A 23,286-nucleotide genomic window follows, 5' to 3' on the forward strand; every position below is an offset into this window, starting at 1 on the left:
GATATAAAATGAACTTAAACGACTTAGAAAATAATTGGATAACAGGTTTTGAAAAACCAATGATTATTGCAGGGCCATGTTCTGCAGAAAGCGAAAGTCAAATGCTAGAAACAGCGAAAAGACTTAAAGAAAGCGATGCTGACGTTTCAGTTTTCCGTGCGGGAATTTGGAAACCTCGCACAAAACCGAATGGCTTTGAAGGTGTCGGCGTTATTGGACTGAACTGGTTGAAAAAGGTTAAGGAAGAATATGGTTTCAAAACCGCTACGGAAGTTGCTAATGCACACCATGTTTTTGCAGCCTTGGAAGCAGATGTTGATGTTTTGTGGATTGGTGCGCGCTCAACGGTTAATCCATTCACAGTTCAGGAAATCGCGCAAGCACTTCGTGGAACAGAAAAACCTGTTTTGGTGAAAAACCCAGTTAATCCAGATTTGGCATTATGGATTGGTGCGCTAGAACGACTTTTGGGTCAAGATGTTAAAAATTTGGGTGTTATTCATCGGGGGTTTTCGACTTACCAAAAAACAAAATACCGCAACATTCCGAATTGGCAAATAGCTTTAGATTTTAAACATCAATTCCCAAATATCCCAATGTTTATCGACCCTTCGCATATTTGTGGAAATAGAACTGGGCTTGCCAGCGTAACGCAGGAAGCTTTTAATGTAGGTTACGAAGGTGCAATTATTGAAAGCCATTGTAATCCTGATGAAGCTTGGAGTGATGCTGCGCAACAGATTACGCCAGAAGTTCTAGCACAAATGATTAATGATATTCAGATTCGTAGGTCGGACATTTCTGGTTACGAAGACGAAATGGGGAAATACAGAACTCTAATCAGTGATTTGGATTTTCAACTCATTGAATTGTTGTCGCAACGTATGAAAATTTCTGAAAAAATTGGAACATTAAAAAAAGAGAATAATATCGCTATTTTCCAGCCAGAGCGGTGGAAGATTATTGCTGAATATGCTGCGCAAAAAGCCAATGAATCTAGTATGAGCCAGGATTTTATTGAAAAAATATTCAAAGCCATTCACGAAGAATCAATCGAGGTTCAAAACAATATAATGATCAACAGATAGTTTTTGATAGTTCAAAATCACAAAACTTCACTTCTACAAATTGAGCTTTGCGAGAGCAATTATAAATTGTTAGCTTTGTCTCCATTGTAACAGTGAAGTTTTTTATTAAAAATTAATGCAAGGAATCGTTATTAAATCTACCGGAAGTTGGTATCAGGTTTTAGAAGAATCTGAAAAAAAAATCTATGAAGCACGTATCAGAGGAAAATTCAAACTGATAAAAACAAGATTAACAAATCCTTTGGCAGTGGGCGATTCGGTGGAGTTTACTTTGGAGCAAGATGACATCGCTTGGATTACTAAAATCTTTCCACGAAAGAATTATATCATTCGAAAATCGGTTAACCTTTCCAAAGAAGCGCACATCATCGCTTCGAATATGGACTTGGCTTGCATTATTTTCACATTGAAACATCCAGAGACTTCTTTGGGTTTTCTAGACCGATTTTTGGTGTGTTGTGAAGCTTATGATATAAAACCATTAATTTTATTTAATAAAGTCGATGTTCTCTCGGATGATGATTTTGAATTATTAAACACCATTAAATTCATTTACGATGACATTGGCTACGACAGCCTTGAGATTTCATCGTACACAAAACACAATTTAGAAACTTTACAAGATATAATCAAAGACAAAATTTCTTTATTTTTTGGGCATTCGGGAAGTGGAAAGTCAACTTTGGTAAATGCCTTGCAGCCCAATCTTAATCTCAAAACGGGAGAAATTTCTGATGTGCATCTCAAAGGAAAACATACCACAACTTTTGCACAAATGCATTTTTGGGAATTTGGTGGCGCAGTGATTGACACGCCAGGCGTCCGAGAGTTTGCTTTGATTGATGTTGAGAAAGAGGAAATACAACATTATTTTCCGGAAATTTTTAAAACAGGACAACATTGTAAATTTCACAACTGTCTTCATCTCAATGAGCCAAAATGCGCCGTTCTGGAAGCAATAGAAGAAGGAAAGATTGAACAGAATCGTTATTTTAACTATGTTAAATTAATGGATGAGGCGGAAGAGCAACATTTAAAATAATGTAATGTTCATCTAAGTATATAAAGGTTTCAAGAGTTTTTTGAAACCTTTTTTATGTTTATATATTAAATAATCGAATTTTTAAAAATAAAAAAACCCAGCCGAGGCTGGGTAAAAACTAATAACCATGAAAACTCAAATTAAACATGAGAATCGTAATAATTAGTAGCAAACTGTGTGCCAAAAATTATCATCATCTCTTATTGAGAAATTCAGTAGCAAATATATATAAAAAATTGTAAATTTGCATAGAATTAATTTAAAAAATCAATGTCAGGAAAAATTACTTTCACCATGATAAAACCAGATGCTGTTGCAGATGGACATATTGGTGCTATTTTAGGGAAAATCGCAGAAGCTGGATTCAAGTTTAAAGCGCTAAAACTTACACAACTTACCGTAGCAGATGCTAAAAAGTTTTATGAAGTTCACGCAGAAAGACCTTTCTATGGAGAGTTAGTAGAATTTATGTCTTCGGGACCAATCGTTGCGGCGGTTTTGGAAAAAGATAATGCTGTTGAAGATTTCCGCACATTAATTGGTGCTACTAATCCTGCAGATGCTGCAGAAGGTACTATTAGAAAAATGTTTGCAAGAAGTGTTGGCGAAAATGCTGTACACGGTTCAGATTCTGATGAGAATGCGCTTATCGAAGCTCAGTTCCATTTTTCTGGAAGAGAAATTTTCTAAGTAATAGATTGAAAAATTAAAGCGACATCTTTTGGATGTCGCTTTTTTATTGGTTGAATTTTAATAAACTTTAAAGTTTTAAAAGTTCAATTGTTTTAGCAGGATTTTCGGATGCAAAAACTGCATTTCCAGCCACCAAGACATCCGCGCCAGCTTCGAATAATTTTGAGGCATTATCAAGATTAACGCCACCATCCACTTGTATCAAAGCTGTAGAATTGTTGTCCAGGATTAAGTTTTTGGTTTCTTTAACTTTCTTGTAGGTGTTTTCAATAAATTTTTGTCCGCCAAATCCAGGATTTACACTCATTAATAAAACCAAATCAACCTCTTTAATAATATCTTCCAATAACATAACTGGCGTTGCCGGATTAAGGACAACACCTGCTTTTGCACCCCGATCTTGGATTTGATTAATAACGCGGTGAAGATGGGTGCAGGCTTCGAAATGTACTGAAACCAAATCGGCGCCCATATTGATAAATTCGTCAACGTATTTTTCTGGCTCGACGATCATTAAATGGACATCTACGAATTTTTTTGCGTGTTCCTGAATGGTTTTCATCACTGGAAATCCGAAGGAAATATTGGGGACAAATCTTCCGTCCATCACATCAACATGCAACCAATCGGCTTGACTTTCGTTAAGCATAGTAATGTCGCGTTGTAGATTTCCAAAATCTGCAGATAATAGGGAAGGTGCGATTAATTTATTTTTCATTTTTACTAATTGTTTTACTTTTATTTTCGATTTTTTGTAGAGGATTAATGATATTTTAATTTCATATTTGGTTTAATTTTCAAAAGGCATTCGTAAATCAATTGAATAACATTGTAAACATCTTCTTTAGAAACCATCTCAACCGTCGTGTGCATATAGCGTAAAGGCAAGGATATTAAAGCACTTGGCACGCCGCCATTGGAATGTGCAAAAGCGTCCGTGTCGGTTCCTGTCGCACGACTTGCTGCGGCTCGTTGGAAAGGTATTTTTTTATTTTTTGCAGTATCGATAATTAGTTCACGAATGTTGTGATGAACGCTTGGTGCAAAGAAAACAACAGGGCCGTCACCGCATTTCTGCTCGCCTTCTTTTTTCTTTTCAATCATGGGTGTGGTGGTGTCGTGGGTAACATCGGTAACAATAGCGATATTTGGTTTGATGGTGTCTGCAATCATTTTTGCGCCATAAAGACCAACTTCTTCCTGAACAGAGTTTGTAATGTACAACCCGAAAGGAAGTGTTTTTTTATTCTCTTTTAAAAGTCGTGCAACTTCTGCAATCATAAAACCTCCAATGCGGTTATCCAAAGCTCGACAAACAAAATAACGGTCGTTTAATTCAAAAAATTCGTCGGGATAAGTTATCATGCAGCCTACAAAAATGCCTAAGTCTTCAACTTCTTGTTTGGTTGTTGCACCGCAATCGATAAAGATGTTTTCAATTTTGGGAGTGGGTTCATTTTGATTGGTTCTTGTATGAATTGCTGGCCAACCGAAAACACCTTTAATAATACCTTTTTCTCCATGGATATTAACCACTTTTGAAGGAGCTATTGTTTGGTCTGATCCTCCATTTCTAATGACGTAGATTAACCCATCATCGGTAATGTAATTAACATACCAACTGATTTCATCCGCATGGGCTTCTATAACGACTTTGAATTCTGCTTCTGGATTAATAATACCATAGGCGGTACCATAATGATCGAATTCTATTTTGTCAACGTAATTCTTAATATAATTAGTCCAGAGCTTTTGTCCAGCATGTTCGTAACCTGTTGGTGAAGCAGTATTAAGGTATTCTTCTAAAAATTTCAAGGATTTTTTTTCAAACTTCATAATAGGAATGATTTTTGATAATAGTCAAGTTTCAAATGTGAGGTAAAAGTAATGAAATTTTATAAGTTATTTTTGGTTTTAAGCATCTTTGTAGGGTCTTATGTGGTAGCGCAAAATGAAACGGAAGTTATGCAAGTTCCTAAAGCGCTGAGCGAAATGCCAAGAGATAAACTAAAAAAAGATGAATTCGGAAATTGGTATTATTATGACGAAGTTCAAAAAGCGAAAATCTATGATATCAATGGAGAACAAGTGGTGGTAATGGATGAACTTTTGATTCGAGCAAATCCCAAATTTAATAATCAACTGGATCGTAATTTTTATTTCTTTTTAAATAAGAAGTTAAATCGTGTATATCCGCTTTTTTTACATGCGCTAGAGCAATACAGAGGTCTGGACGATGAAACCAAATCTATGGATGACAGAGCGAAAACGAAATACATAAAAAAACGGCAAGAAGAATTAGCGAATGAATACGAAAAACAATTGCGCGATTTGACGACAACAGAAGGGCAAGTTTTTGCAAAATTGATGAACCGTGCCACTGGGAAAACCGTGTACGAAATAATTAAAGAACTGCGCGGTGGATGGAGTGCTTTTTGGTGGAATGTAAAAGGTAATATGGCAGATGTAAGTCTTAAAACGCCTTATAATCCGCACAAATCAAGAGAAGATTTTTTTGTAGAAAGCCTTCTTATTAGTAATTGGAATTATGGTTATCTGAAACCTTATCCAGGTTATCAAGATTTTAAAGTACAAAAGTAAATTTATAGATACTCTTGTTTTAATTTTTCAAAAACAATATTGTCGATTGGTAGTGGGAATGGGTTTTCTTTCGTTAAGGGAATCCATTCTGCTGTTTCGATACAAGGGTCGATGATGAGCATATCTTCTTCGTTTTTGATTTCACAAAGATAATAGATGGTCAGAAGCTGCTCGTTCTCACGAAATCTCGATACTAAAAATTCTTCTTGCGTGTAAAAATGTTTTATAACATCTATCTCAACATTTAGTTCTTCGGAAAACTCACGCTTTAGACATGCGATAACGCTTTCTCCATATTCTAATCCTCCGCCGGGAAGTTTGGTTAAAAATTCGCCAGCGTATTCTTCATGGAGGCTTAGTACAGCCTGATTTTTTATACAGATTCCGTATACTCTAATGTTTATTTTGTCAATCATAGTTTGCTTTTGGTTCAATAAATATAAGCTTTTAATTTGAAAAAAAATCTAGGAAAGCTTTATCGCGTTGAGCATTTCTCGTTTTCCAGGAGGACCAGCTAATTTTTGAACCTCAAAATTAAGTTCTTGCAAACATCGTCTGACACTGCCTTTGGAAGAATATGTTGTGAGTAAGCCATTAATTCTCATTTTGTCAGCAACGATTTCGAATAAATCTTTTTCCCACAAGTCGGGTTGGACTTTAGCGCCGAAACAATCAAAATATACTAAATCTATTGGAGGTAATTCCAGGTTTTTAATATCAAAAAAATCAGCTTTTATTTTTGTTAAATAGAAATTTGGTGTGATTTCAATCATTTCATTCCAAGCGGCAGCATGTATTTTCTTTTCTAATAATGCTATTTCTGGATTTTTAAAATGCTTAGCATAACTTAGGGCTTCAATTTCGGATTCATTAACAGGATATTTCTCAATTCCAAAATAGTGAATTATATGATTTTTGTCATTTTTCAATAATTCATTAATTGTTACTAAAAGGTTAAGACCTGTCCCTAAACCTAGTTCTAAAATATTAATTTGATAATTATTTATTTTTATGAATCCATTATTAATAAATACATGTTCGGCTTCTTGTAAGGCGCCGTATTGAGAATGGTAGCTTTCATTTAAGTTATTGATATATAGTGTTTTGCTTCCGTCTTTAGTCGTAATTATTTCTCTATTTATCATCTTTTTTTTCAAATATAAACTTATTTTTTGAGATTAAAAAAATTATTATATATTTGTAAGACTACATAAAAAAATTCAAAAATGATAATTCAAAAGACAGAAAATTCTAAGCTAGCTACTTTTGATCCTAATAACTTTTCGTTCGGAGATACTTTCATAGATCACATGATTATTTGTGAATACGAAGACGGAAAATGGGGTGATGTTAAATTGGTTCCTTACGGACCACTTCCTTTTACACCAGCCATGATGGGGGTTAATTATGGACAAGCTTGTTTCGAAGGAATGAAAGCCTACAAAGATGAAAATGATGACGTATTTTTATTCCGTCCCGAGAAAAATTTTGAAAGAATTAATAAATCAGCTAAGCGTTTAGCAATTCCAGAAATTCCAAGAGAGGCTTTTATCGATGGGCTTAATGCGTTGGTTGATGTTGACAGAGCATGGATACCAAAAGGAGAAGGAACTTCTTTGTATCTTCGTCCAGTCGTTTTCGCTACAGAAGAAGTTTTGAAAGCGAGAGTATCTAACAAATATATGTTTGCGATTGTTGCAACACCTGCAAAAAGTTATTATTCTGCACCAGTTTCTGTAAAAATATCGGATTACTATTCTCGTTCTGCTAACGGAGGAGTGGGATTTGCAAAAGCAGCAGGTAATTATGCTGCATCATTCTATCCAACACAATTGGCTATCGATGAAGGTTATGACCAAGTTATTTGGACAGATGACGCAACCCACGAATATTTTGAAGAAAGTGGTACCATGAATGTTTTTGTACGCATTAATGATACCATCTATACACCTAGTACATCAGAAAAGATTCTGGACGGTGTGACCAGAGATAGCTTTATTCAATTGGCTAAAAATAAAGGAATTAATTTAGTTGTCGGCGATGTTAAAGTGGCAGATGTGGTTGCAGCGGCTAAAGATGGTAGCTTGAAAGAAGCTTGGGGCGTGGGTACTGCGGTAGTTACAACAAGATTCGAAGCTATCGGTTATGGTGATGAGAAATTTGTTTTGCCAACTTTGTCAGATGACGAAAGCTTTGCTTACATTTTGAAAAAAGCTTTGGTAGACATTCAAACGAATAATGCGGAGGATATCTTCGGATGGAGAGTTAAGGTTGATAAAAAATACTAGAACTTATCTTAAAATATCATAAAGTCGACTTTTGTCGGCTTTTTTTATATCTGGAAATGGAAAGAAATGACTAATAATTTCTTATTTTCGCAAGATATTTATGAAAAAAATAATTCTTTTAAGCATCGGCATGCTTAGCTCTTGTATCAAACAAAGTCCTATCTACGAAGCGACTTCCAACGAAGTATCGCACGAAGAGATGGAAGCTTCCAAAACCAGAAACAAGAATCTTAATATTTTGGAACGACAGCAGATCCAACAATGGATTGATGCGCAAGATAAAAAATTCTATTCCATGGGAATGAATTATTGGGTAGATATCGAAAATCTAGCTTCAAACCATAAAAAAAATGATGGCGAAAAACTAAGTTACGAATATGACATCTATGATTTTGATATGGTGAAATTGTATGATAATGCCAAACAAATCAAAGATCAAGAGTTAGGGAAATTTGATGATCTTCGCCCAGTAGAAGATGCGGTACGCTATATGAAAAAAGGACAGGAAGCTACCTTGTTGGTGCCTTCTGCCTTAGGATTTGGATCTTACGGTGACAATGATAAGATTGCTAGCGACATGCCAATTATCATTAAAATAAGGACACTATAATTAAAAATATATATGAAAAAACTACTATTTGTACCGATATTATTAACATTATTAAACTGTAAAACATTGGAAATAGACAAAGAAACTTACAACAGCCTTACAGATGGTTTATATGCTAAGATGCAAACTTCAAAAGGCGAAATGCTTGTTAAACTCGAAGACGAAAAAGCACCTGTAACAGTAGCTAACTTCGTAGGATTAGCAGAAGGCAAAATCCCTAACAAAGCGAAAGCAGACAAAGTACCTTTCTATGATGGGACAATATTCCACAGAGTAATCAAGGATTTTATGATCCAAGGTGGCGACCCGAAAGGAACAGGAATGGGCGATCCAGGATACAAATTTGCTGATGAAAAAAATGACCTACAACATACAGGAAAAGGAATACTTTCTATGGCGAACTCTGGTCCTAATACCAATGGCTCTCAGTTCTTCATTACAGAAGTGGCTACGCCTTGGTTAGACGGCAGACACACGATTTTTGGAAAAGTGGTAAAAGGCAACGAGGTTATCGATGCTATTGCAACGGTAGAAAAAGCTGCGAATGACAAACCAAAAGAAGATGTAGTTCTTCAGAAAGTTACAATTTTTAGCAAAGGCGATCAGTACAAAAAATATGACGCGCTTAAAACTTTCGAAGAAGGTAAAGCGAAAATCGAAGAAAACAACAAAGCTTTCGAAGCCAAAGCAGAAGCAGAACGTCTTAAAAAACTTCAGGAATTTCAAGCTAACCAAGACAAATTGGTGAATGCTTTAAAGGCCGAAATGCAGTCAACAGCTTCTGGACTTTATTACAAAATCACAAAGAAAAACGAAGCTGGTAGCACACCAAAATCTGGAGATATCGTATCCGTACATTATGCTGGAAAGTTGGTGGACGGTGAGGAATTCGACAACTCTTTCAAAAGAGGCGAGCCTATCCAGATCCCTATTGGCGTAGGACAAGTTATCAAAGGTTGGGACGAAGGCATCCTACTTCTTAAAGAAGGCGAAACCGCAACACTGCTTATTCCGTCAAGCTTAGGATATGGCGAAAGAGGTGCTGGAGGCGTTATCCCGGCTAATGCCTGGTTGATTTTTGATGTAGAATTGGTAAAAGTAGGAAGCTAAAACTTCTCACAATCAATTAATATACAAAAGCTGTTTCTTCGGAGGCAGCTTTTTTATTTGGGCGCCATTTCCGGCTGTCACTAGTCGCTGCGCCGCGCCTTGGCTATTGCCCGCACCTGCGGCGCGAGCTCCGACAGGCCGTTCCATCCGGGGCGCACCAGCTTTGCACATAATACTAACGATACAAAATCGAGACTTAAATTTAGAAAGAACAATAGAAATGCATTAAAAAAGGGACAATAACTTTGATTATTGTCCCTTATTTATTTTGTATAAAGTAAAATTTATTTCATATCATACATCATTAAGGCAGTGATTAGTTTTGGCTCGATGTAAGTACACTTTGGAGGCATTTTTATTTTCTTATCAGATATTTTAATGAGATCTTGGAAGCTTACAGGATAAATGCCAAAGCCTACTTTATAAACCCCAGAATCTACCTTTTCTTTAATTTTTATAATACTTTCTTTACAAGAATTTCCTTTGATATAGTCTGTTTTTTCGGCACGTTTTTCTTCAGTATCTAGCTTCAAAATTTTATCAAAAACATATTTTTCCAATAGATAATGGTCCATATCGTTGTGTCCTTTTTCTTCCACGCGAATATCATGTTTCACATGGAGACTGTAGAATTTGCCATCGAGATACATGCTAATATGGAATTTTTGCGAAGGATAGTAGATCTCGTCACCTTTTTCGTGTATTTGGAAATCTTTTGCTAAAGCTTCCAAGAGTTGCTTGGGGTTTAGCCCGTTCAAATCTTTTAAAAGACGGTTGTAATCGTGGATTTTTATGGATTGGTTAGAAACAATAAAGCTGTATACAAAGTTAAAATGTTCTAATCCAGAATATTTTTTATTCTTATCACGAAGGCGTTTGGCATGCTCGCCAACACTTCCGATTCTGTGGTGTCCATCTGCAATGTAGAAAGAATCAATAGGATCCAATACCTCTTTGAACTGTTGGAGCTTCAGTCGGTTGTCTATTTTCCAGATTTTGTGTCTTACACCTTGATTGTCCAAATAGTTGATAATCGGCACATTTTTCTGTTCGTGCGACATGAGCAATTCTACTTTAGCATTGGCATTGTAAGTTAGCAATACGGGTTCTGCCTGTAGATGGACTTTGTCAAGATAATGCGCCATTTTCATTTTGCGCTCGGTGATGGTGGATTCGTGCTTTTTAATTTTTCCATTGAAAAAATCATCAACACTTACCAATCCCAAAAGACCTCTGAAGCTTGATTTATTTGGTAATATTTGTTCGTAAAGATAATAGGAAGAATCGTCTTGTGTTAACTTTTTAGCTTCTAACATTTCCTCAAAATTGGTGCGCACTTTTCTTAAGTTGCGATCAACATCTTTGGATTTGCTAACCACGGCAGGTTTTATCATTTGGATATAAGAATCCTCGATATTGGCCTTGTCGTTGATTTCTTCCTGAGAAAAATTGTCTAAAGAAGGCGTTGGGAAAACATCCATAAGTTCTGGATGAGGTCTTACACCTTTGAAAGCTTTGAAAGTCGGCATTATTCTAATTCCTTTTTGATGTTTATGATTTGCTCGGCAAGTTCTAGTCCTATTCTTTCTTGCGCATCTATTGTATTTCCTCCGATATGTGGGGATAATGACAATGCAGGATTCATTAATAGTGGTAACTCTGGCTGCGGTTCGTTTTCGAAAACATCCAAAGCAGCACCTGCTATTTTTCCATTTTCTATATAGTCTATAAGCGCTACTTCGTTGATAACACCACCACGAGCTGTATTGGCAATGAAAACACCATCTTTCATCATTTCCATTTCTGGCGCGTCGATGATGTAAGCATTAAGTTTGCTCGTATTAATGCTTATAAAGTCGGCTTTTTGTAAGACATCTTCTAAAGTTACAGATTTTATTTGGAAAGTCAGACTTTGTCCATCGAAAAAGTGAAGTTCTATCTGTTCTGTTTTAGGTGTTCTGTTATAGGCGATAACCTTCATGCCTAGGCTGATTCCTATCTTGGCAACTTCAATTCCTATTTTTCCTAATCCTACTATGCCTAATGTTTTTCCTGATAGCTCAAAAGCTTTAGCAAATGATTTTTTGAGACTATCAAACTTGGTGTCACCTTCTAGTGGCATCAATCTATTAGACTCGTGCAGGTTGCGGGCTAAACCAAAGAAATGTGCAAAGACCAATTCTGCAACGGACTTGCAAGACGCCGTGGGTGTGTTGATGACGTAAAGACCCTTGTCTATTGCGTAGTCAACATCGATATTGTCCATCCCAATACCGCCACGTCCAAGGATTTTCAGGCTAGGGCATTCGTCGATAAGTTCTGCACGAATTTGTGTAGCACTTCTTACCAAAAGAACATCTACTTGGTTGTCATTGATGAATTTTGCAAGATGTTCACGTGCTACTCTGTTTTCGAGTACGGTGATGCCAGCTTCGGTAAGTTTGTCAATTGCGGATTGGGAAATCCCGTCGTTTGCAAGAACTTTCATTGTTTAGTGTTTTATTAACGCTATCATGTTGATGCTAGCTGTTATTTAATTTTAAAATTGAACAAAAATACAAAAGTTTAAAAAACTGTCAAAAATATTTTTGCAAATTCATTATTATCTACAAAAACACCTTCTAATATTGAAAATAGAAGGCGTTTAATTATTATTTCTTCAAAGTATTACGCGAAGTTTTTCATGACATCAACCAAAACTTGTACGCTTTCTATCGGCATCGCGTTATAGATGCTTGCACGGTAACCTCCTAGACTTCTGTGTCCGTTTAGTCCACTGATTCCTGCTGCTTTCCAAGCTTCATCAAAAGCTTCTTTTTTACTTTCATCTGTTAATTTGAATGAAACATTCATTAACGAGCGATCTTCTTTTGCTGCATATCCTTCGAATAAAGGATTGCTGTCAATCTCGTCATACAGAAGTTTTGCTTTGGCTTCATTTTTTGTTTCAGCAGCAGCGATGCCTCCGTTTTCTTCCAAATGTTTCAGCGTTAAATAGGAAACATATACTGCAAAAACTGGCGGCGTATTTAACATGGACTCTTTAGCAATGTGCAATCCTAAATCCATATAAGAAGGGAGATTACGTCCAGTTTTTCCTAAGATATCTTTCTTAACAACGACCAAGACAGCACCAGCTGGCCCCATGTTTTTTTGAGCGCCTGCGTAAATCAAATCAAATTTTGAAAAGTCTAACTGACGGCTAAAAATGTCAGACGACATGTCGCAAACCAACAGTGTATCTACTTTCGGGAATTCTTTCATTTGTGTTCCGTAGATGGTATTGTTGGATGTGCAATGGAAATAATCGTAATCTGCGCCTACTTTATAGTCTTTCGGGATATAGCTGTAGTTGTCCTCTTTTGAAGAGGCTACAACATCAATATTGCCAATTTTTTTAGCTTCTTTTATCGCTCCTGCAGCCCAAGTTCCGGTATCGGTATAAGCTGCTTTTCCGTTTTCTGTAAGAAGGTTAAGTGGTGTCATCAAAAATTGGAGACTTGCGCCACCTTGCAGATAAAGCACTTCGTAATCGTCACCTAGATTCATCAAGCGTTTTACGATGGCTCTGGCCTCGTCCATTACAGCAACAAATTCTTTACTTCGGTGAGAGATTTCTAGTATAGAAAGTCCCATGCCATTAAAGTCCAAAACCGCTTCCGAAGCTTTTTGAAAGACTTCTTGAGGAAGGATACTTGGTCCAGCACTGAAATTGTGTTTTTTCATTTTATTTTATTAGATTTTGGTGTTTTCTAACAATGTTATTCGTTGTGTAAAAAAGCTTTTTTAGCCAATAAAGATTCTTCTGATTCTACATGGTCATCATCTGGTACACAACAATCTACAGGACATACTGCCGCACATTGTGGCTCTTCATGGAAGCCTTTACATTCTGTACACTTATCCGAAACGATGAAATATATATCATCACTCACCGGTTCTTGTGGTGCATCTGCATCTACTGTTAATCCAGAGGTTAAAGTAACTCTACCCTGGAGTGCTGTTCCTTCGGATGCTTTCCAGTCTACTGCGCCTTCATAGATTGCGTTGTTTGGACATTCTGGTTCACAAGCTCCGCAATTAATACATTCATCTGTTATTTTAATAGCCATTGCTATATTATTTTATAATTTTGTGCAAAATTACGAAAAATAAGATAAGTAATGATGAACAATGACAAAATTTATGGTCTGGCTAAAGTAGGCGAATTTTTATTTGATTTTTTAGCACAAGCACCTGATAATTATAATGCTAAGCAACAAAATTTCGCAAACGTTCTTAAACAATCCAAGGTCGAAAATCCTTGGTTCGATGAGCATAATATGCGCTTTGCGCTTAATACTTGGGCACAGTTGCTGAATGTGGAAGCTATCAAAGCTTGGTTAGCAAAATACAGTTTTCAGGATTCTGGTAAAAAAGTCGGACTAATTCTGGCAGGAAATATCCCAATGGTTGGTTGGCATGATGTGATGTCGGTGATATTGTCAGACAATATTCCAATGATTAAATTGTCATCAAAAGATAGACTTGTCATTCCGTTTTTACTTAATTTATGGAAAGAATTTAGTAATGATTCTGTACGATACGAATTGGTAGAACGCCTAGAAAATTTTGATGCCGTTATTGCGACGGGAAGTAACAATACGGCACGTTACCTCGAATATTATTTTAAAGACAAATCTGCAATTATCCGAAAAAATAGAACAAGTCTTGCGGTTTTATCAGGTCATGAGACAGATGAAGAATTACAAAAATTAGCTGACGATATTTTTATTTATTATGGTTTGGGATGTCGCAATGTGACGCGACTTTTAATTCCTGAAAATTTTAAATTGGATAGATTGTTTGAGAATTTTTTAAACTATCAAAACATCATCAATCATAACAAGTACGCGAATAACTACGATTACAATCGTGCAGTCTATTTATTGAATCAAGATCAATTTTGGGATAACAATTTTGTAATGTTGAAGCAAGACGACAAACTATTTAGTCCACTTTCGGTTTTGCATTTTAGTCGTTACAAAACTTTGGAGGATATTAGCGATTTTATTAAAGAAAATGAAAACGAAATTCAGACGATTGTAACAAACATGGATTTGGAATTTGAAAGCATAAAACTAGGAATGGCACAACAACCAGCCCTTGATACCTACGCAGATAATGTCGATACAATGGCATTTTTGTGCGCATTATAAATTCTTGTTTTAATAAATTTGTAAATTTCAGAATTAAATAAAACCCCTAATAATCGCGTTTAAATTGTGAGAATTTAATAGAAAAATATTTGTCCATTTTTCGGTTGTCAGCCTTTTCGTTCTTTTTTAATTTTGAAATAAAAAATGAAACTTTCCAAAGATATAATGTATCAAGCTTCTTGCAACAAAAATCCAGATTTTGAAGGCGTTTTTTGGATGGCTGTGAAAACCACGGGAGTTTTTTGTCGTCCAACTTGTACCGCAAGAAAACCGAAAATAGAAAATGTTGAGTTTTTTGATAATACCAAAGATCCAATCCTGAAAGGCTATCGCCCATGTAAAATTTGTAAACCTTTGGAAAGTCCCGACCAAACACCCGAAGCAATCCAAAAATTGTTAGACGATTTATCACAAGATCCATCGATGAAATTTAAGGATTATGATTTGGTACAACGCGGCCTAGAGCCCGCCAATGTTAGACGTTGGTTTCTCAAACATCATGGTATGACATTTCATGCATTTCAAAGAATGTTTAAAATTAATTCCGCGTTTAAAAAACTTCAAGACGGCGAAAATATTATAGATGCCGCACTAGATATTGGTTATGAAAGTTTGAGTGGTTTTAATGAAAGTTTTAAAAATATATTTGGCGTTTCTCCAGCACAATCCAAAATGGAAAAAGTAATTGACCTAAAACGTATCGAAACTCCTATTGGGACAATGATCGCTTGTGCCGACAAACATGGAATTTGCCTTTTCGAATTTTCCGATAGAAAAGCTTTACCCACGGAATTGAAACAAATTTCCAAACATTTCGATGCTAATATTATTCAGGGAGAAAATCCACATTTCACAACTTTACAAAAAGAACTGAAAGAATATTTCGAAGGCAAAAGAAAAGAATTTACAGTGCCACTTTCGCCAGTAGGAACAGATTTTCAAAAACGAGTTTGGGAAATTCTTCGTACAATTCCTTACGGGACCACGCGAAGTTATCAAGAACAAGCCCATATTTTGGGAAATCCAAAAGCGGTGCGCGCGGTAGCCAATGCCAACGGTCTTAACAAAATATCGATTCTTATACCTTGTCATCGTGTGATTGGCAGCGACGGAAAACTCACGGGTTACGGCGGTGGTATCTGGCGAAAACAGAAACTTCTGGAACTCGAAAAAGCAATTTTGTTTTAAAAGTAAAAACCTATCATTTTAATTCTTAAATTCATAAAAAAATTAAAATGAGAAAATATAAAATCCAAACCAAACCTTTTGTTGTCCCAACCACCGATGGGAAGCTCATCGAAGAACATTGGGGAAATACAACTTCTCATAAGAATATTTCTATCGCGTATATGTCTGCGCCACCAGGATGGAGCGAGCCACACCAGACGCCAGATTTTGACGAGTTTACACTAATAATTTCTGGAAAAAAACAAATTGAGATAGATGGCGAAATTGTCATTGTAGAGAAAGGACAAAGTATTTTGATTGAAAAAGGTGCGCGCATTCGTTATTCGAATCCATTTTCGGAGGTTTGCGATTATGTGGCGATTTGTATGCCTGCATTTTCGATGGATCTTGTTAATCGCGAAGCCTATTAACATTTAAGATTTAAAAATTTTAAACCTAAAAAGAAAAACAGAATCAAAAAAATAATTGATTCTGTTTTTTATTAAATCGATTATATTTTTTATAAAATTAAATCTCTGAACAAGCGCTCAAAAGTTTTATCCAAATCGACAGCTTGTCCAGGATGAGGTCGCGAAGTCTGGATGATAGAACTCCGCACTGCGGTTAGCCAACGGAAACGTTCTGGGATTTCCAATTGCGCAATCGGACCAAAATCTTTACCTCCTTTTGCAACATTTTCGAAAGACATCAAATGTTTTTCAATAACTTCAAATTCTGTTTTGCAAAAAAAACATTGCATTTTGTCGGGACAAAGATGGGTTTTCACTTTGATGTATTTTTCACGTTTGCTAAAGATGACCAAACCAACGTTTATAAATTCTTCACGCTCAGGTTTTGGCACCAATCGGATTACCGCGTACTCATATAATTTTACTTCTTGCATCTTTCGCTTCGTTTACAAAGTTATCAGAATTCGCTAGTCGTCTGGTCAAAAACTGGAAATAGACTTTTTTTATTTCCTCTGGAGAAAGTTCTGTATCGCGCCATTGCAGCCAATCTTCGGGAATAAGTTCTACAATGTCACGCAGAATGTCATCGGTCAAAATTGTTTTAAATTTTAGATTCACTTCATCCAGTTGATCCGCTTGCGGTAGCAGAACATGATCTTTTATCATGGGGAAATTGCTGACTGCATTCTTCTCCCAATTGTCCCAAGAATGATGGAAGTACAAAGATGCACCATGATCGATGAGCCACAATTCTTTATGCCAATACAGCATATTGGTATTCCGGAAAGTACGGTCGATATTGGTTAGATAAGCATCTAGCCATACGATTTCAGACGAAAGCTGAGCGTCAATTTTTACCGCTGCAGGATCGTAGTTAATCGCACCAGAAAGATAATGCAAAGCCAAATTTCGTCCCACACTAGCTTTCAACAAATCCTGAATTTCCTCATCAGCTTCAGTCCTTCCAAAATCTTCATGCAGATATGCGAACACCAATTCAGGCGTTCGGAAGCCCAAAGCTTGCGCAATCTTTCCTCCGATAAGTTCAGAAATTAAGGCCTTTACACCGTGTCCCGCACCACGAAATTTTAATACATATTTAAAGTCGTCATCCGCCTCCGCCAAAGCAGGCAAAGAGCCGCCTTCGCGCAATGGCAAAATATAACGTAAGACCGTTACCGTTCGTAATGATAAATCCATTTTGTTAATTAAAGTGTAAAAATAGCATTTTTTTTGGCGCCTATTTCCGTCCTCCGTTCCCGCTTTTTGTTTTTTCAAAAAACAAAAGAGCTCCACTCAGGCCGGGGCGCGCTGCGCACGTTGACAAAGAAGGATTTTTGTATTTAGTTTTTGATTCCATGAGACTTTTCTTATTTTTGAGAAAATTTAAAAACCTATGTCGTCTTTCATCGACTTTGGGATTGCCAAAAAATCCTATGAACATCAACAACAAATGAATAAAATAACCGAACTTTTTAATATTAAATATCCAATCATCCAAGGCGGGATGATTTGGCATAGTGGCTGGAGGCTTGCTTCGGCGGTTTCTAACAATGGCGGATTGGGACTTATTGGTTCTGCAAGCATGTATCCCGACATTCTTCGCGAAAATATCAAAAAATGCAAAGCGGCGACAGATAAGCCTTTCGGGGTTAATATCGCGCTGTTGTATCCCAATTTAGAAGAAATCATCAATATCATTTTGGAGGAAAAAGTAAAAATTGTTTTCACTTCAGCGGGAAATCCAAAAACTTATACTGATGTTTTAAAGAAAGAAGGCATCAAAGTGGCACACGTGGTATCATCTACCAAGTTTGCTATCAAATGTCAAGATGCTGGCGTGGATGCTATTGTAGCAGAAGGTTTTGAAGCAGGTGGTCACAATGGCCGCGATGAAACAACAACTTTAGCCCTAATCCCGAATGTTAAAAGACATATCACAACACCACTAATTGCTGCAGGCGGTATTGCAACAGGAGCGCAGATGAAAGCAGCGATGATTCTTGGTGCAGACGCTGTACAGGTAGGATCACGTTTTGCCGCGACAACTGAGGCGAGTTCTCATGAAAATTTTAAAAATAAAATTGTTGAAATCGGAGAAGGTGACACACAGTTAACTTTGAAAGAATTGGCGCCAGTACGTTTGATAAAAAATAAATTCTATCAAGATTTGGAGGCGCTTTACGAGCAAGGCAGAAATGTTGAGGCGCTAAAGGAAACGCTTGGCCGCGCGCGTGCAAAACGTGGCATGTTCGAAGGCGATTTGGTGGAAGGCGAGTTGGAGATTGGACAATCTTCGGCTTTGATCGATGAGGTGCTTCCTGTTGAAAAAGTTTTTGAAAAGCTGATTGCAGAGTTCAATGCAGCAAAAGTTGATTTGATTCTTTAAGAAACTGGGAATTGGGAACTAGAAATTGGGAACTGGGAACTGGGAACTTGAAACTTGAAACTGGAAATTAATCATTAATAATTTAAAAAACGTGTTTTCAAAACAAGAAGCGGCGCAGTTAAAGAAAGAATTTTGGACAGCTTTTGGGAAAGCTTTTCCGAGAAAATGGCTATTGTATGATACCAAAATAAAAGATTTTTCTTTTAAATTTTATGCGGATAACAAAAAAGTAGAAGTTTCGCTGGATATCGAAATGAAAGATGAGCTTTTCCGAAATGCATATTTCGAGAAGATTTGGTCCTTGGAATCTATTTTGGAAGAATACGTAGGCGACTTTACGAAAGATGAATTTTATGTTTTGGACAATGGGAAAGTTATCAGCCGAATTTGGGTTACAAAAACGAATGTTAGTATTTTTAATAAAAATTCGTGGCCCGATATTTTTGATTTTTTTGTTGAGAAAATGTCGGCTTTCGAAATGTTTTATTACGAATATGAAGATTTTATAAAAGATGTGTGATCCAATGTGCTGCTTAAAATTAATGATTAAAGGCTTTTAAAATAAAAGTATAAGAATGAAGAAAATAACAATAAAAGCTAAAGATTTTTTCGAATTGTTAAAATTGAAAGGCGAGTCGATGTGGGACGTTTTTGCATCGCTTATTGATGGGGAAGAAAAGGAACTGATTTTTGTGGATGAGGACAACCGGTTTTTGTTCGCGTATATTTTGCCAAAAAATCTTGAAAAACTGAAAGAAGATAAAGCGCTTTTTTCTAAAGAATATGCCGAAAAATTGAGTGACCTCAATTAGTCCAGCAAAAGAAAAAATCTACATCTAGCCCCGATTGCAGCGAATAGCCTGAGCAGTCGGGGTTTTGTTTTGGCGCGAAGCCTAGCAGCGGAAAGCGGGCTGGGATTGTCGAAGAATGCACGCTTGTCCTGCTCCTAAGATTTGGGCTGAAGTTTTAAACTTTTCTGCCATTCGATATAACCAACAATGGCCATGAAACTGAACACGAAATATTGTAAAGATGTGATGGCGAGGCCTTTGTAAACCATCATCGGGATGCAGATGATATCGGCGACAATCCAAAAAATCCAGTTTTCGACGCAGCGTTTTGCCATGAGCAGCATGCCGACCAAGAATAAAGAGGTTGTTAAAATATCGAGATAATTGGCCCAATCCAAATGGTAAAGTCCGAGGTTGACATTTTCTAAACTGAATTTGTTGTCGATAAAAGGTTTGAAGTAATAAACTATTCCGACAAAAATTATACTCAATACAAATAAAATACTGGCATTGAACCAATCTTTTTTTGAGGCTTTTTGTACTTGGACATGGATATGGTCATCCGAATGTTTTGCCCACAAAATCCAGCCGTAGATGCTCATCACCGTGTAATAAACGTTGATAAGCATGTCGCCTAAAAGCCCGAAAACAAACATAATGTATATGAACAAAATCGTGGAAACCAAGCCAGTGGGATACACCCAAATGTTTTTTTTGATGGAAAAATAAACACTGAGGATACCAAAAACGGTCGCAATGATTTCTAAAATAACCAAATATCTGGGATAGTCTTTGTATTGGGACGCAAGATCTACGAAAAATTCTAACATGTTGTAAAGATATATAATTATTAAAAAATAAGGAATATTATTATGATATCTTTAAAGCTGATTTGTCGCTAGAGTGTTAAAGAATTTTAATAAAATTTTAGAAATTAGTTCTGTAATCGCCTTTTTTTTATATTTTCGTAAGCTTAAAATAAAAACGAAGTAAAGAGTATTTTTTATGTCAAATATTTGGATTAAAAAGCCGCTAAGTGCCTACGAAGCGGATATGAAAAAAAGCCAGCTAAAGCGCGTTCTTGGTAAATGGAGCCTTACAGCTATTGGTGTGGGAGCTATTATTGGAGGAGGGATTTTTGTGTTGACGGGGACGGGTGCTTATTATCATGCAGGTCCAGCTTTGGCAATTTCGTTTATTGTGGCTGGAATTGCTTGCGTTTTTGCAGCCTTATGTTACGCGGAGTTTGCTTCTATTATCCCAGTAGAAGGTTCGGCTTATGCTTATGCATACGGCACAGTAGGTGAGATTTTCGCTTGGGCCATGGGCTGGTGTCTTATTTTGGAGTATGCCATGGCAAGTATGGCGGTCTCGGTGAGTTGGTCCGGGTATTTTAATAAATTTCTGAAGATATTTGGTATTGATTTACCCGCTTACTTAACGACAGATCCTGCAAGTTTTACAGGGGAAGGTTTCTCTATGAATTTACCTGCTTTTATTATTGTGTTATTAATCACTGCTTTGTTGGTTAAAGGAACCAAAGAAGCTGCTGGTGCTAATAATCTTATAGTTATAATGAAAACTTCTGCAGTTATTTTTGTAGTAATTGCAGGTGCTTATATCGTTTTTACCAATACAGACCTTTATAATGCTGTAGATGGTGTTAAAAACTGGAAACCCTTTATTCCTGCCGAAACTTTAATAAAAAATCCGGATGGTGAAATGGTTTCCGCCTATGGTGTCAAAGGAATTATTTCTGGAGCAGCCGCAATTTTCTTCGCTTATATAGGTTTTGATGCCGTTTCGACGCAAGCAGGAGAAGCTATTAATCCGAAAAAAGATGTGCCTTTTGCGATTATCACGTCTTTATTAATTTGTACCGCTCTTTATATCTGTGTGTCTTTGGTATTAACAGGGATGATGCATTATACAGACTTTAATCCAGAAGGGAAATTCCCAGAGGCAATAAAAGCACCAGTAGCTTATGCATTTGAGATTGCAGGCTATCATTGGGCGAGTAATATTATAACTATTGCCGCGACAGTAGGGCTTATCTCTGTAATTATGGTGATGATGATGGGGCAATCCAGAATTTTTATCGGAATGTCAAAAGATGGTTTGATCCCAAAATTCTTAGGAGAGATTAATCCAAAAACCAAAACTCCAGCTAAAGGAATTATTCTTCTAGGGATTGTAGTTGCTTGTGTAGCAGCGTTTACGCCAATTTCGACATTAGCGGATATGACGAGTTTCGGGACATTGTTTGCCTTTACATTGGTGTGTATCGCTGTTTGGGTTATGCGTAAAAAAGAACCTAACTTGGAGAGAAGCTTCAAAGTTCCTGCTTATAAAATCGTGGTAGCATTAGGCGTGTTTATCAATATTTATTTAATACTCAATCTTAGTGCGCACGCTCTAGAATTGTCTGCGGGCTGGCTTTTGTTGGGCGTTTTGGTCTATATCTTCTATGGACGTCGCAACAGCCATCTTAACAATCCACACAAAGACACCAACAACTAATTATACTATTTTTAGCCCGCTTTTATGCGGGTTTTTTATTTGGGCGTCTTTGCGGTCTACGGGCAGTCGCTGTTATCCGCAAGGGCTTCGGCTGCGCTCAGCCACCGCGGATAACGAGCTCCGGCAATGCCCTTCGCCCGGACGCGAGATTTGTCATAAAAATTGTAATTTGTCCTTCGAATATTAATTGTACCTATGAAATCAATTTTCCTATTTATCAGCTTAGCTATTTTCGGCTTCTCAAAATCTCAAAACATCAAAATCGATACATTATTTACCGATAAAATTAGCATTAGAGCCATTCAGTTGCACGATGGGAAAGTGTGGTATGCAGGTTCGCAATCCAAATTTGGTTATGTTAACTTTCGAAATCCTAAAGATAAAAGTCAAATAAAAGTAAATGCAAAAAATCAAGAATTCAGAGTGATTGCAAGGTTTCAGGAAAACTTTTTTGAAACTGTTAATGTGGGGTCTCCCGCTCAATTTTATAGTATTTCCGCTGCTAATCTCAAAGTTTCGGAACTTACTAAAATGTCTGATTCCAGCGTTTTTTTTGATTGCTTCAAAGTCAATTCTAGTAATAATAACGGCATTGCAATCAGCGATCCCTATCCCGACGGAAAACCTAATTTTTTTATCACCTCAAAAAATAGACAATTGGTGGATGATCCGCTGCGAAAGCTCCCAACTTATGCGAAAGGTGAAGCGCATTTTGCAGCGAGCAATTCCAATGTTGCCATGCATCGTAACAAAGTATGGATTGCTACAGGTGGCACAAAAGCTAGAATTTTCAAATTCGATTGGAAGTCGCCTTACGTTTGGGAAGTTTATGAAACGCCTTTTGTGCAAGGTTCATCCTCCCAAGGGATTTATGCGATAGATTTTGCAGATGAAAATTTCGGAATCGCTGTGGGAGGCGATTATACCAAACAATCCGAAAATATTAACAACATCGCCACCACAAAAGATGGTGGGAAAACATGGCAAATACAAGCTTCAGGACAAAATGCCGGTTACTCCACTTGTGTGAAAATAAAACCAAAATCCAAAGGGAAAGAGATTGTGGCATTGGGCGACCAACACATCAGCTACTCTAACGATTACGGGAAAACTTGGACAAAAATCTCCGATGAAAAAGGATTTTATACGTTTGAGTGGCTGGATTCTAAAAGCTTAATATTAGCAGGTAAAGATAGAATCGTTAAATTGACTTTTCTAGATTATTAAAATGTAATAGTCTTTTTCAATGTTTGTCGATTGAAAATCATATTTTATAATTAAGGCATCAAGATTCTATTTCGTACCTTTGCTATTCATAA

The 23,286-nt window shown here is 36.7% G+C and carries 26 protein-coding genes; 15 read left to right on the plus strand and 11 right to left on the minus strand.

Translation table 11 applies throughout. From position 1 onward, the window contains the following. Nucleotides 1-8 precede the first annotated feature (8 nt). The 3 genes from ACVFVN_RS06045 (at nt 9) to ACVFVN_RS06055 (ending at nt 2,820) form a co-directional block, all read left to right on the plus strand. Nucleotides 9-1,088 carry a chorismate mutase gene (locus ACVFVN_RS06045; RefSeq protein WP_456234619.1) on the plus strand — a complete coding sequence of 360 codons (1,080 nt, stop codon included), beginning with the start codon at nt 9-11 and terminating at the stop codon, nt 1,086-1,088. 115 nt (nt 1,089-1,203) lie between these two features. Beyond that, nucleotides 1,204-2,130 (plus strand): ribosome small subunit-dependent GTPase A, encoded by a 927-nt coding sequence (gene rsgA / locus ACVFVN_RS06050; protein ID WP_456234620.1) that lies wholly within the window; start codon nt 1,204-1,206, stop codon nt 2,128-2,130. A 270-nt stretch (nt 2,131-2,400) separates the two neighbouring features. After that, nucleotides 2,401-2,820: a nucleoside-diphosphate kinase gene (locus ACVFVN_RS06055; protein ID WP_165137117.1), complete on the plus strand. Its 420-nt coding sequence runs from the start codon at nt 2,401-2,403 to the stop codon at nt 2,818-2,820. Nucleotides 2,821-2,890: 70 nt separating this feature from the next. Here ACVFVN_RS06055 and rpe read toward each other — a convergent pair whose 3' ends face one another. Together rpe and ACVFVN_RS06065 are read right to left on the minus strand one after the other, a co-directional pair. Further along, nucleotides 2,891-3,541, minus strand: a complete 651-nt coding sequence (rpe, locus tag ACVFVN_RS06060; protein WP_165137120.1) for a ribulose-phosphate 3-epimerase — start codon at nt 3,539-3,541, stop codon at nt 2,891-2,893. A gap of 44 nt (nt 3,542-3,585) precedes the next feature. Continuing rightward, nucleotides 3,586-4,659, minus strand: a complete 1,074-nt coding sequence (locus ACVFVN_RS06065) for a M42 family metallopeptidase (protein WP_165137123.1) — start codon at nt 4,657-4,659, stop codon at nt 3,586-3,588. Between the two features lie 51 nt (nt 4,660-4,710). Between ACVFVN_RS06065 and ACVFVN_RS06070 the strand changes: the two genes are divergently transcribed. Beyond that, nucleotides 4,711-5,424, plus strand: a complete 714-nt coding sequence (locus ACVFVN_RS06070) for a DUF4294 domain-containing protein (RefSeq protein WP_165137126.1) — start codon at nt 4,711-4,713, stop codon at nt 5,422-5,424. A gap of 2 nt (nt 5,425-5,426) precedes the next feature. On the opposite strand, the gene ACVFVN_RS06075 is transcribed toward ACVFVN_RS06070, so the two are convergent. Further along, nucleotides 5,427-5,840: an NUDIX domain-containing protein gene (locus ACVFVN_RS06075; protein ID WP_456234621.1), complete on the minus strand. Its 414-nt coding sequence runs from the start codon at nt 5,838-5,840 to the stop codon at nt 5,427-5,429. Nucleotides 5,841-5,888: 48 nt separating this feature from the next. Beyond that, nucleotides 5,889-6,569 carry a tRNA (5-methylaminomethyl-2-thiouridine)(34)-methyltransferase MnmD gene (mnmD, locus tag ACVFVN_RS06080; protein WP_456234622.1) on the minus strand — a complete coding sequence of 227 codons (681 nt, stop codon included), beginning with the start codon at nt 6,567-6,569 and terminating at the stop codon, nt 5,889-5,891. Between the two features lie 81 nt (nt 6,570-6,650). Between mnmD and ACVFVN_RS06085 the strand changes: the two genes are divergently transcribed. The 3 genes from ACVFVN_RS06085 to ACVFVN_RS06095 all read left to right on the plus strand — a co-directional run bounded on the left by ACVFVN_RS06085 (nt 6,651) and on the right by ACVFVN_RS06095 (nt 9,432). Further along, nucleotides 6,651-7,712 carry a branched-chain amino acid aminotransferase gene (locus ACVFVN_RS06085; RefSeq protein ID WP_165137132.1) on the plus strand — a complete coding sequence of 354 codons (1,062 nt, stop codon included), beginning with the start codon at nt 6,651-6,653 and terminating at the stop codon, nt 7,710-7,712. Between the two features lie 100 nt (nt 7,713-7,812). Beyond that, nucleotides 7,813-8,322: an FKBP-type peptidyl-prolyl cis-trans isomerase gene (locus ACVFVN_RS06090; RefSeq protein ID WP_165137135.1), complete on the plus strand. Its 510-nt coding sequence runs from the start codon at nt 7,813-7,815 to the stop codon at nt 8,320-8,322. A 12-nt stretch (nt 8,323-8,334) separates the two neighbouring features. Next, nucleotides 8,335-9,432: a peptidylprolyl isomerase gene (locus ACVFVN_RS06095; RefSeq protein WP_165137138.1), complete on the plus strand. Its 1,098-nt coding sequence runs from the start codon at nt 8,335-8,337 to the stop codon at nt 9,430-9,432. A 284-nt stretch (nt 9,433-9,716) separates the two neighbouring features. On the opposite strand, the gene ACVFVN_RS06100 is transcribed toward ACVFVN_RS06095, so the two are convergent. The 4 genes from ACVFVN_RS06100 to ACVFVN_RS06115 form a co-directional block, all read right to left on the minus strand. After that, complete coding sequence (locus tag ACVFVN_RS06100; RefSeq protein ID WP_456234623.1) at nt 9,717-10,961, minus strand: DUF1015 domain-containing protein; 1,245 nt, start codon at nt 10,959-10,961, stop codon at nt 9,717-9,719. Then, nucleotides 10,961-11,920 (minus strand): D-2-hydroxyacid dehydrogenase, encoded by a 960-nt coding sequence (locus tag ACVFVN_RS06105; RefSeq protein ID WP_456234624.1) that lies wholly within the window; start codon nt 11,918-11,920, stop codon nt 10,961-10,963. The genes ACVFVN_RS06100 and ACVFVN_RS06105 overlap by 1 nt, the downstream gene beginning before the upstream one ends. Nucleotides 11,921-12,099: 179 nt before the next feature. Continuing rightward, nucleotides 12,100-13,158, minus strand: a complete 1,059-nt coding sequence (serC, locus tag ACVFVN_RS06110; RefSeq protein ID WP_456234625.1) for a 3-phosphoserine/phosphohydroxythreonine transaminase — start codon at nt 13,156-13,158, stop codon at nt 12,100-12,102. Nucleotides 13,159-13,193: 35 nt separating this feature from the next. After that, entirely contained in the window at nt 13,194-13,544 is a 351-nt protein-coding gene (locus ACVFVN_RS06115; RefSeq protein WP_165137149.1) for a 4Fe-4S dicluster domain-containing protein, read from the minus strand. A 54-nt stretch (nt 13,545-13,598) separates the two neighbouring features. Here ACVFVN_RS06115 and ACVFVN_RS06120 point away from each other — a divergent pair, with 54 nt between their 5' ends. From ACVFVN_RS06120 to ACVFVN_RS06130, 3 genes are all read left to right on the plus strand, one after another. Continuing rightward, the gene (locus tag ACVFVN_RS06120; RefSeq protein ID WP_456234730.1) at nt 13,599-14,630 is read left to right on the plus strand and encodes an acyl-CoA reductase; all 1,032 of its coding nucleotides are present in this window, start codon (nt 13,599-13,601) and stop codon (nt 14,628-14,630) included. A gap of 144 nt (nt 14,631-14,774) precedes the next feature. Beyond that, a complete protein-coding gene (locus ACVFVN_RS06125; protein WP_456234626.1) occupies nt 14,775-15,818 on the plus strand; it encodes a bifunctional transcriptional activator/DNA repair enzyme AdaA in 1,044 nt (347 codons plus the stop codon). Between the two features lie 47 nt (nt 15,819-15,865). Continuing rightward, nucleotides 15,866-16,228: a cupin domain-containing protein gene (locus ACVFVN_RS06130; protein WP_165137159.1), complete on the plus strand. Its 363-nt coding sequence runs from the start codon at nt 15,866-15,868 to the stop codon at nt 16,226-16,228. Between the two features lie 89 nt (nt 16,229-16,317). Here ACVFVN_RS06130 and ACVFVN_RS06135 read toward each other — a convergent pair whose 3' ends face one another. Together ACVFVN_RS06135 and ACVFVN_RS06140 are read right to left on the minus strand one after the other, a co-directional pair. Beyond that, nucleotides 16,318-16,701 (minus strand): DUF3037 domain-containing protein, encoded by a 384-nt coding sequence (locus ACVFVN_RS06135; protein ID WP_456234627.1) that lies wholly within the window; start codon nt 16,699-16,701, stop codon nt 16,318-16,320. After that, nucleotides 16,679-17,467, minus strand: coding sequence for a HipA family kinase (locus ACVFVN_RS06140; protein ID WP_456234628.1), 789 nt, complete (start codon nt 17,465-17,467; stop codon nt 16,679-16,681). Before ACVFVN_RS06140 ends, ACVFVN_RS06135 begins: the two co-directional genes overlap by 23 nt. Before the next feature lie 253 nt (nt 17,468-17,720). Between ACVFVN_RS06140 and ACVFVN_RS06145 the strand changes: the two genes are divergently transcribed. The 3 genes from ACVFVN_RS06145 to ACVFVN_RS06155 all read left to right on the plus strand — a co-directional run bounded on the left by ACVFVN_RS06145 (nt 17,721) and on the right by ACVFVN_RS06155 (nt 19,468). Next, nucleotides 17,721-18,656: an NAD(P)H-dependent flavin oxidoreductase gene (locus ACVFVN_RS06145; RefSeq protein WP_165137766.1), complete on the plus strand. Its 936-nt coding sequence runs from the start codon at nt 17,721-17,723 to the stop codon at nt 18,654-18,656. Between the two features lie 91 nt (nt 18,657-18,747). Beyond that, nucleotides 18,748-19,176 carry a DUF4268 domain-containing protein gene (locus ACVFVN_RS06150; protein ID WP_165137168.1) on the plus strand — a complete coding sequence of 143 codons (429 nt, stop codon included), beginning with the start codon at nt 18,748-18,750 and terminating at the stop codon, nt 19,174-19,176. Nucleotides 19,177-19,231: 55 nt separating this feature from the next. Further along, entirely contained in the window at nt 19,232-19,468 is a 237-nt protein-coding gene (locus ACVFVN_RS06155; RefSeq protein WP_456234629.1) for a hypothetical protein, read from the plus strand. Between the two features lie 134 nt (nt 19,469-19,602). Here ACVFVN_RS06155 and pnuC read toward each other — a convergent pair whose 3' ends face one another. Further along, a complete protein-coding gene (gene pnuC / locus ACVFVN_RS06160) occupies nt 19,603-20,277 on the minus strand; it encodes a nicotinamide riboside transporter PnuC (RefSeq protein ID WP_456234630.1) in 675 nt (224 codons plus the stop codon). Nucleotides 20,278-20,452: 175 nt separating this feature from the next. Between pnuC and ACVFVN_RS06165 the strand changes: the two genes are divergently transcribed. Continuing rightward, nucleotides 20,453-21,967, plus strand: a complete 1,515-nt coding sequence (locus ACVFVN_RS06165; protein WP_456234631.1) for an APC family permease — start codon at nt 20,453-20,455, stop codon at nt 21,965-21,967. 195 nt (nt 21,968-22,162) lie between these two features. After that, entirely contained in the window at nt 22,163-23,194 is a 1,032-nt protein-coding gene (locus tag ACVFVN_RS06170) for a WD40/YVTN/BNR-like repeat-containing protein (protein WP_456234632.1), read from the plus strand. The last annotated feature ends 92 nt before the right edge of the window (nt 23,195-23,286 follow it).

Source organism: Soonwooa purpurea (genome assembly GCF_053891095.1).